Annotated in this window: 4 protein-coding genes and 3 pseudogenes; 4 read left to right on the top strand and 3 right to left on the bottom strand. The window is 69.3% G+C overall.

Annotation, left to right across the window (positions count from 1 at the left end):
• A partial coding sequence (locus tag GA0115240_RS38985) for a DNRLRE domain-containing protein (protein ID WP_272919853.1) occupies positions 1 to 4,706 on the bottom strand: 4,706 nt, incomplete at its 3' end.
• Positions 4,707 to 5,636: 930 nt separating this feature from the next.
• Between GA0115240_RS38985 and GA0115240_RS36555 the strand changes: the two genes are divergently transcribed.
• The gene (locus GA0115240_RS36555; RefSeq protein ID WP_176724963.1) at positions 5,637 to 5,774 is read left to right on the top strand and encodes a hypothetical protein; all 138 of its coding nucleotides are present in this window, start codon (positions 5,637 to 5,639) and stop codon (positions 5,772 to 5,774) included.
• A gap of 264 nt (positions 5,775 to 6,038) precedes the next feature.
• Positions 6,039 to 7,049 (top strand): annotated as a pseudogene (locus tag GA0115240_RS01890) (IS110 family transposase); the annotation flags it as partial.
• Between the two features lie 11 nt (positions 7,050 to 7,060).
• On the opposite strand, the pseudogene GA0115240_RS01885 reads toward GA0115240_RS01890, so the two are convergent.
• Positions 7,061 to 7,273: pseudogene (locus GA0115240_RS01885) on the bottom strand (ArsR family transcriptional regulator); the annotation flags it as partial.
• A gap of 606 nt (positions 7,274 to 7,879) precedes the next feature.
• Here GA0115240_RS01885 and GA0115240_RS01880 point away from each other — a divergent pair.
• Positions 7,880 to 8,866 (top strand): helix-turn-helix transcriptional regulator, encoded by a 987-nt coding sequence (locus GA0115240_RS01880; RefSeq protein WP_237554532.1) that lies wholly within the window; start codon positions 7,880 to 7,882, stop codon positions 8,864 to 8,866.
• Between the two features lie 74 nt (positions 8,867 to 8,940).
• Here GA0115240_RS01880 and GA0115240_RS37795 read toward each other — a convergent pair whose 3' ends face one another.
• Positions 8,941 to 9,204, bottom strand: a complete 264-nt coding sequence (locus GA0115240_RS37795; protein WP_237554531.1) for a DUF6221 family protein — start codon at positions 9,202 to 9,204, stop codon at positions 8,941 to 8,943.
• Here GA0115240_RS37795 and GA0115240_RS01870 point away from each other — a divergent pair.
• A pseudogene (locus GA0115240_RS01870) lies at positions 9,177 to 9,417 on the top strand (transposase family protein); the annotation flags it as partial. The gene GA0115240_RS37795 and the pseudogene GA0115240_RS01870 sit on opposite strands and share 28 nt — an antisense overlap.

Below are 9,417 nucleotides of genomic sequence, written 5' to 3'. Positions count from 1 at the left end.
TAGGTGGTGGTCGACGGCGCGGAGTCGGCGGTCCTGGTGGGCCGGTTCAGCGCGTCGTAGGTGGTGGTGGCGGTGTTGCCGGCGCCGTCGTTGTAGCTGATCTGGCGGCCCAGGGCGTCGTAGGCCTGGGTGATGGTGTGGCCGCCGGAGGTGGTGGTGGCGACCTGGCCGTTGGTCTGGTCGTAGGTGGTGCTGGTGTCGGGGACGGCGGTGCCCGTTCCGCCGGTCACCGAGGTGGTGAGGGCGCGCCCGGCGCCGTCGTAGGTGGTGGTCGTGGTGCGGGTGACACCGTTCGCGGTGTCGGTGACGGTGGCGGTGTTGCCCCACACGTCGTAGGTGGTGGTCGAGGTGGGCAGCTGGGTCGGGTTGGAGCCGCCACCGGTGATGGCGCCCGCGGGGCCGGTGGAGCAGACCAGGTCGGCCCATTCGGGGCGGCCGTTGCAGGCTCCGGTGCCGGTCGCGGACCAGTACGTGGTCACCGTGGCGCCCGCGTCGGTGCCGGTGGACTTGGGCAGCGTGGTCTTGGTGACGCGGCCCTGCGAGTCGTAGGCGGTGGTCTTGACCAGATCCAGCCCCGACGGGTCGGTCACCGTCCTGGTGGGCAGACCCTTCACCCAGTCGTAGCCGGTGGTGGAGGTCCGCTGGTCGGTGTCGGTGGGGTAGGCGTCGTCGTCGCCGTTCTGGAAGACGCGGGCCCCCGTGGTGACGGTGGTGGCCTGGTTGGAGGCGGTGGCGGTGCCGTCGGTGGGACGGCCCTGGTCGTAGGCAGTCACGGTGTGCTGGCGGGCGGGGACGGGAGTTCCGGCTGTTGCGTCGGTGCCGCCGGCTGCCGCGTGGGCGGTGGAGGCGAGGACGACGGTGTGCAGCGGCCCGTACTCCTCCAGCTCTCGCTGACCTGCGTTGGCGGGGTCGGTGTCCTTGTCCGTTCCCGCGTCCGCCGCGACGCTGGTGGTGTTGTAGGTCGAGGTGGTGGACAGCAGCTCCGCGCGCTCGGCAGGGGTCTTGTCCTGGATCTCGAGCTGCCGCTGCTCGGCCAGTCCCGCACCACCGGCGGCCAGGGTGAGTTCGCGGTTGGCCGCGGTCAGTTCCCGGACGGTGTTGCCGTACTGGTCGTACTCGGTGGTGGTGATGTGCCCACCCGGGGTGGCGGTGTTGACCTCACGCCCGGAGGCGTCGGTGTAGGTGACGGTCGCCCGCAGGTACTCTGCGGCGGACAGGGTGCCGCCGTCGTGCGAGGCGGGTGCCGTCTCGGTGCCCACGGCGGGCGGGATGACCGCGGTGGCATCCGCGGGGACGTCCGTCTGCCCCCAGGTCCTGACATCGTTGGACGTCATGGAATTGGGCGCGCCCGAGCCGGACAGAAGCACGTTGTAGACGAGGCTGGTGGTCGCGGTGCCGTTGGTCGTACTCGCGGTGCCCGGCGCCAGGGTCGGCCGCGAGGCCGAGACCAGCATGCCGGGGCCGGCGGTGGCGGCGGTGCCGACCTGGTCGTAGGTGAACGTCCAGGGCAGCTGTCCCGGGTCGGCAACCGTCGCGACCCGCCCGGAGGAGTCGTAGGTGTAGACCGTCTTCAGGTTGGGGCTAATCCTTGGGTCCCAGGCGTGCCGGAGCTGCCCCGAGCTGTCGTAGAGGTACTGCTCGACCGTGGTTCCGGTCGACGCGGACGCGCCGGGGGCGGTGGACCACTCGCGGATCTGCTGGACCTGGCCGGCGATGTTGCCGAAGGTGGTGCCGGCCGCCGTGGTGGTGGTGGCGTAGACGTATTCCAGCACCCGGCAGCCCTTGGTCGCCGGGCTGGCCTGGCACGACGCCGCCGACACCGCGCTGGTGGGGGCGATGACGTACTTCGGACGGGCCTGCCCCGCCGGCGCCGCGGGGTCGGGCACCACAGTGGTGGTGGAGTTGTCAGTGGGCAGCTTGGTGCTGGACAGCTGCCAGGTGGTGCCGCCGGACGGCTTGGTGAACGTGGTGGTGGTGCCGTCGGTCTCGGTCAGCGTCAGTGTGCTGCCGCCGATCGTGCCGGTCAGGGTGAGGTCCTCCGACCCCGGTTCGGGGGTCCACGTCCCGGCCGACGCGTTCTTGACGGTGAAACCGGTCGGATCGCCGTCGACGTCGACCAGTGCGACCGAGGTGGACGAGGTCGTGTGGATGTAGGACCAGTCGGAGTCGGTGATGTCGGCTGTGGTGCCCGCGGTCCACTGCGGTCCGAAGATCGCCGCCTGCCCCGCCTGTGCCGCGCCGTTGGCCGGGCGGCGGGAGGAGGCGGTTCGAGTGACCGTCATGCCGAACGCGGAGGCGTCGGTGGCGCTGAGTGTGGCGTCGCCGGTCAGCGCGTTCACCGACGCGGGACCCGCGTCGACCGAGGGTGCCTGGCCGGCGTTGCGGTCCACGGTGACCGTGCTGGGCAGGGAGTTGCCGGTGGCGGTGCCGTTGGTGAACACCGCGCGGACATCGACCGGGCCGTCCACGGCGATGGTGTTGGTGATGTTCCAGGTCAGCTCGGGCGGAACACCGGACGGGGCGGTCAGCGGCCAGGCGGTCACGGCCGCCTTGGTGCCGGTGACGGTCACATCGGCGGTGGGCACATTCACCCAGGTGCCGGTGGCGCCGATCCGGTACTGGAACGTCACCCCCGTGTATGCCCTGGTCGTGTCGGAGGACGCGGTCAGGCTGACCCGGCGGGCCGGCCGGTCACCGGTGGCCGGGCTGTCCAGGGAGGTTCCGGAGCCGGCGTAGAAGACGTATGTCGTCAGGGATGAGATGTTGCCGGCTTTGTCGTGGGTGGTGGCGTAGAGGGTGTGCTTGCCCTGGCCGAAGGTGAGGGTCTGCGTCACCGGGGTGCCGGTGGTGGCCTGGGTCGGCAGCGCGGTGCTGTCCAGCTTGGTCACCACCGAGGCCACGTCCGACGTGGGCGGTGTGAAGGTGAACGTGCCCGAGAAGCTCTGGTCCGCGTCCGGCGTGCCGGACCAGGAGTTCGCCGGGAAATCGGACGAGGAGATCGCGGTGAGGCCCGGCGGGGTGGTGTCCACGGTCAGTGTGTTCCATGCCGACCAGGCGCCGGTGTCGGTTCCGTCGCTCGCCTGGACATGCCACTCGTAGCTGCCCGGTTTCAGCGCCGACGGGGTCCACGAGGCGGTGGAGCCCTGCGTCACCGCGGCCGCGTTTCCGCTGCTGCTCATCGTGGTGCCGGCGGAGTCCCACACCTCGAAGTGCAGGGTGACGTTGCCGCCGTCCGCGTCGGTCGCCTTGGCCTGCAGCAGGGGTGTGGTGTCGTTGGTGGCCGCGCCGCCTGCCGGGCTCAGCCCGGTCGGGGTGCCCGGCTTGGAGTTGTAGTTCACCACCAGCTTGGGTGCGAACCCGGAGGTCGAGTAGTTGGCCGAGCGGAACCGGCGCCAGGTGGTGGGGTCCTTCTCGTCCGCGCTGCTGACCTGGATGCCGTCGTTGGCGGCCCCGTTGGCCCAGTCCTGGACCATCCCGGTCAGGGTCCAGTTCGACCAGTTCGCCGGGCAGGAGGAGTCGTAGCCCCAGTGGCCGGTGTTGGTGGCCAGGTTCGCCGTCGTCGTTGAGGGCTGCGAACCCCAGGTGATCGACGTGGTGTCCAGCGCGGAGGTGACCCGCTTGGCCTGGGTCGGCGCGCCCGTGGTGGAGCAGGTCGCGGAGTAGTACGAGTACAGCGACATGGTCGCGCCCAGGATGTGCTTGCCCGTGAACTTCGACGTGTCGAACTTCAGGTACGAGCGGGCCACATCCGTGCCGGTGTCATAGGTGCCCGATTTCAGCTCCTCCGACCCCAGCTGTGAATCCGGGAAATCCGGGGTCTGCACCCAGGTGTCCGTGGTGACCGCCAGCGTCGAGGACGGGTCGATCGTCACCGGATACGTCAGATCCTGCGCGAAAAACGCCGGGTCCGGGGTCAGCACCAGCGTCGTCGAACCATCGGAACCCGTCTCGACACTGGTCGACACCTCAGCCTGGTGGACCGGCTCACCCGACGCCGGGTCCAGGGAGGAGTCCCACATGTGCGGGGCCGCCGCGGCCGCCACCAGCTTCCCCGCGGTGTCCTTCAGTAGCAACTGGCCCGTGCCGGTGTCCTTGGTCAGCGTCAGACCCTTGAGCGTCAGCGGGATCCGGTACGACACCGGCCCGGCCGGCGCGGAGGCCAGCACCACCGACTGCTCGAAACCCTGCGCCAGGGCCTGCACCGTCAACGAGGCGCCGCCGCCCATCGCGTAGGTCGCGGTGTTCCCGTCGACCACCGGCGCGGGCAGCGTGCTCGACCACTGCAGGCCGAACGTCCGCGACCCGTCCGTCACCGAGGCCAGGTTCTTGTCACCCCCGTCGGAGACCGCCACATCGGCCGCCGCCTGCTCCGGCTTGAAGTCCGGCCCGGCGTCGACCAGATCGGTGTCGACGTCCTTCCACGAGCCGTCAGCCTGCCGCACCCGTACCGGACCCGCGTAGGCCTCGGTCGTCAGCGACCCGTCGGCCTCCACGAACGTCGAGGAGTCCGGGGTCCGTTCCGACAACGCCTCGATCCGGCGCCCTTGCAACCGCGCCATCAACCGCGCCGACGCCACATCCTGCGCCTGCGCCGCACCCAGCACCGGCGCGGACGCGGCCGGCTTGGCCGCCGCGTGCCGCGGCGCCGCGGCCACCGCCACTGCGGCGTCGGCCGCCACCGTGGCGGCGCCGACGGTCACAACCATCGCCACCACGCCTGAAATCCGCCGCAACCAGCGCGACGACGGTGTCCTTGCCACGGCGCCCGGCGCACGTCGCCGGACAACCACCCCCCACCTGCGAACCACGAATACTCCCTGGTTAGTTGGGTTCTCAACGACCCAAGCCGGGGAATCTTCACACGCGCCAGACACCTCGCGTAGACGGACAAAACGGGCGGTCATTCGACCGCGTGGGGGCAATCATGCCCCTCTTAAAATCGAGTCAAGAGTTCGTCAAATTTTAGATCGACATGTATGCCGAAAACGCACTAAAGCGAAGGTGCGGTGAGCGGCCCATCTCCACCACAGGCGACGCACGGGTGATCAAAAGCACACCCCGCCAGCCAGAGAAACCCGCTCCTAAACCGGGGAAAACCCGTCGAACACGCATAGCTGAACGCGGTGTCGGCAAACGGGGAGGATCAACTCGGCGCCAAACGGACGAACTCTCCTCGTCACCATGAACGACCCGCAGGGGAACCGACCTCCCGAGGAGATCCCGTTCCACGGGCGACGCCGTCCCAAGGCCTCACGAACGGGGGCCACCTGGCCCTCTCCCGGGCTGCGACCCGCGACCGATCGTGCTCCTCAACCGAGCCGACGGTTCCACATCGGCGCGAGTGCCGCGCCTGACGGTTCTGATCGCGAAGACGGCCTCCTACCGCAGCGTCGCCACCAGTTGGCCAGGGACGCCCACCGGCGACGCCGACCTGCGCGCCGCCACCCGAGATGACGTGCACCGCCTGGCACGCCCTGTGTGCTGTCCGGTAGCTGAGGGTCCCGTCCCGCCAGGCGCGTCAGCCGGACGGGAGACCCTCAGCAGGGGATGCAGCCCTCGGGGCCGGGGCATCCGTGGATTGTCGGCTGCCACGCGCTGCGCCGGGCGCACCGGAAGCCGCCTGGCGTCTGAATCCCTTGGGCGGTGTCGGCGGCGCCTTCAACTGCGGCAAGGCCCAGCCCGGCCAGGTGGCCGCCGTCAGCCACGGGTGCCCCTCCGCACTGTTCCGGAACGTGAACATCCTCAACACCACCAACGAGGCCGGGCGCTCGTGACGGGGTGATCGATTGGGTCCGACGCAGCGGGGCCGGCCGCCAGGGGAAGAGCGAAAGCGGCCAGGGCTACTGCGGCCAGTGCGGTACGCCGCCGCCTGCGAGAGAGCTTCCTGCACAGGGACCGTCCTGGCGAGACGCTTCCGCATGCCGCACCCCGCCGACGCTCACCGGATAGGCGCGCGCCGCGCGGTACATCAGCAGCCGGCGTCGACAGCGACGTCGTCCGTCTGGAGGCACCAGCACACCGCACCGTACGGAGGCACGATGGCCGCGATCTGGGCCGGCGTCGACGCAGGCAAGACCCACCACCACTGTGTCGCGATCGACGAGGGCGGCCGTCGGCTGCTGTCGCGACGCGTCGCCACCGACGAGCCCGAACTCCCTGAACTCCTGGCTGGCGTACTGGCCTTGGGCGACGAGGTGACCTGGGGCATCGATCTGGCCGACGGTGGAGCCGCGCTGGTCAGCGCCATCCTGTTCAACCACGACCAGGCCGTTCACGACATCCCCGGCCGGGCCATTCGCCGCGCCTCCGAGAGCTACCGCGGCGAGGGCAAGACCGACGCGAAGGACGCCGCGGTCATCGCCGACCAAGTCCGCATCCGACGTGACCTGCACCCCATACGTACCAGCGACGAAACCGTCACCGACCTCAAAATCCTCACCGGCCGCGGCACGGACCTGGTCGCTGACCGCACCCGCACCGTCAACCGGCTCCGGGCCCAGCTGTCCGGCATCTTCCCCGGCCTGGAGCGGGCACTCGACCTCACCGACACCGGCCCCCTCATCCTGCTGACCGGCTACCAGACCCCGGCTGCCCTCCGCCGGCTCGGCAACAAACGACTGAGGACCTGGCTTCGCAACCGCAGCGTTCGCAACGCCGATCAACTTGCCCAGACCGCCGTCCAGGCCGCCGAACGCCAGCTCACCAGCCTGCTTGGCGAGAAGCTAACCGCGCGGATGGTGCACACGCTGGCGAAGGAGGTGATGGCCCTCAATCAGCAGGTTGCCCAGCTCGCCAAGCTCATCGAGGCCCGGTTCCGCGACCACCACCACTTCGAAGCGATCACCAGCATGCCCGGCCTGGGCATCATCCTCGGCGCCGAGTTCCTGGCCGCGACACGACCGTCTTCGGCACCCCTGACCGGTTCGCCGGCTTCGGAGGAGTCGCGCCGTTACTCCGACCGCGAACGGGCCGAGGGCAAGCGCCACACCCAGGCAGTGCTCGCCCTCGCCCGCCGTCGTGTCAACGTCTTGTGGGCCCTCCTCCGCGACGAACGCCGGGTGACCAGGCCGAGGGTGCGCAGCAGCCGGAGCTGGTGGGAGCAGGCGGACTGCTCCATGTCGACGGCTGCGGCCAGCTCGGTGGCGGGCAAGGGGCCTTCGCGCGGGCGGGCCAGGATCAGCAGCCGTGAGGGTGTGGCCAGGGCCTGGAGGGCCGCGACGACCTTGGGTGCGTTCGCCGCAGTGAGCGAGGCGCGTGACGGATTCGTTCCAATGCTGCGAGGAGCTACTTCATCGTGCGACCGCCTTGATCGCGTCAGCGATCTCGGGCACCAGCTTCTCGTAGGCCCCGCGCGTCAGATGGATGCCATCGTCGTCGTACGCCGCCAGCGCGAGTGTTCCGGTTATCGCCCCTACATCCAGTGCGATGCCGCCGGATGCCGTGACCAACGCGGCCAGAATCCCCTTGTAGCCCCGGATCCGCGGGTTGACCTCGTCGGCTGTGCAGGGGGCGAAAGCGCGGAGCAGGTCACGCGGTAGAAGGGCGATCCACCGTCCTCCGCCCTCCAGCTCACGGGACAGGTTCTCGCGGAAGGCCGCCGGGGAACTGCCGTAGGGCGGGTGGCTGTCGCTGCTTCCGATCGACACCACGACCGCCTCATAGTCCCTCACTGTCCGGTCGCCGATCTGGTGGCGAAGGGATCCGGACCATGCGCCTCCTGCGGCTCGGCACTCGACGTCGGCGCCGAACGCTTGCGGCACCAAGTCGGGGAGTTCGTCGTACAGGCGAGCGAGATTGCTGTCACCTACAAGAAGGACCGTCATCTGAACATCCTCGGGAGGGTCGGTCTCACTGGACGACCGCAGCTTGCCTGCCATACATGACGGCTTCCGTCATGTTTCCTGAGATCCTTGATCCCGTGACGCCGGATCGTTTCTTCTCACTGCTGCTGGCGCTGCAGTCTCGAGAGACCATGACGACCGCCGATCTGGCGGCGCAAGTCGGTGTGTCGGTCCGTACCGTCCTGCGAGATCTGCAGTGGCTGCAAGAAGCGGGCTTCCCGCTGCTGATCCGACGAGGCCGTTGGGGCGGGGTGACCCTTCTCTGCGGTGGGTTGCTCGACACGTCACGGCTCACCCCCGGCGAACGGGACCATCTCGCGCTCTACGGCCTCGACGACATGCAGCGCGAACAACTGGGAGCCGCGGCCGACACCCAGCGCGCGCACAAGAAGATGCGATCGACCCTGCGCCTGTCGAACACCGATGTGCTGCCCTTGAGCGCGGTCGTGACCGCCGACAACAGACCGTGGTTCTCCGGCGACACCGAGGGACTGCCTCCGGCAGCTCTGGTGGGTGACCTGCGGCGAGGTGTGCGGTTGCGTATCTGCTACCGCCGATCCGAGGACATCGAGGCCACCTGGCGGGTCATAGACCCGTATGGGCTACTGGCCAAAGCCGGGAGGTGGTATCTCGTGGCAGACTCCGCGGGCCGTCCTCGACTTCACGCGCTGGAACGGATCGTCGGCTGGGAGCCGGTTCGGGCAGCTCGTCGCATGCGTCCGGACGCGACCCTGGAAAGCGTCGCAAGCGACCTGACGGCACACTGGGACAACGCGGAAGCCTTCCAGATCCACGCCGAACTCGACGCGAGCCAACTCAATCGAGCGAGGCGCATCCTCGGCCGCCGCTTGACCATTCGGGACACCGCAGGAACGCAACGAGTAGGCATCACGGTCACCGCTCGGGACGTGGAGGACGTTCGCCTGCTGCTGCAGTTCGGCAACAGCGTCACCGTCACCGGCCCCGCAGAAGCGCGCGAGCGCATCCGAGAAATCGCTACGCAGATCCTTCAGAAGTACTCCTGAGAGCTGTCCCGTAAATGACTTCGCTGGGCGAGGCTCGGAGCCTCGTTGGGTGCTCGGATCGTCGCTGCGCTGCTTCAGGCCCGGGCGGGGAAGTCAGGATGACCGGTGTAAGGCGAAGCAAGGTCACGCAGGTCGTGGTGTGGCCAGGGGTCGCGGGCGTGACGGGCCAGGATGCTCCGCTTGGCCTCGACTTCGCGCAGGACGCGGGCCGGGTCGTGCAGAGCCACATGCAGAGCAATCGTGGGGTGGAAGCCGGAAAGGTCAACCTGACAGAAGTCGACCGTGTGTCCGTGGGCAGACCACTCCCCACATCCGTCACCGTCGCAGCGCCGGGCCAAGCCAGCCGTCCTGGACAGCCCCGTTCACCGGGCTGAGCCCACGGCAATTCGGGAAGCTGGTGACGATTCTGCGACGCGAGGGTGCGGAAGCAGTCCGCAGGGGCTGACCATGGAGCCTGGCGCTGGAAGACCGGGACTGCTGGTCGCGGCCTACTGGCGAACGAACCTGCCCATGCGCCAACTGGCCCCACTCTTCGGGGGCTTTGGGCTGTC

The sequence above is a fragment of the Streptomyces sp. DvalAA-14 genome (genome assembly GCF_900091855.1).
Taxonomy (GTDB): domain Bacteria; phylum Actinomycetota; class Actinomycetes; order Streptomycetales; family Streptomycetaceae; genus Actinacidiphila.
This window is presented reverse-complemented; position numbering and strand designations above follow the sequence as displayed.

Coding starts and splice junctions, on each gene's coding strand:
- GA0115240_RS01880 (WP_237554532.1), top strand. CDS start 7,880: ATGACGGCTTCCGTCATGTTTCCTGAGATCCTTGATCCCGTGACGCCG.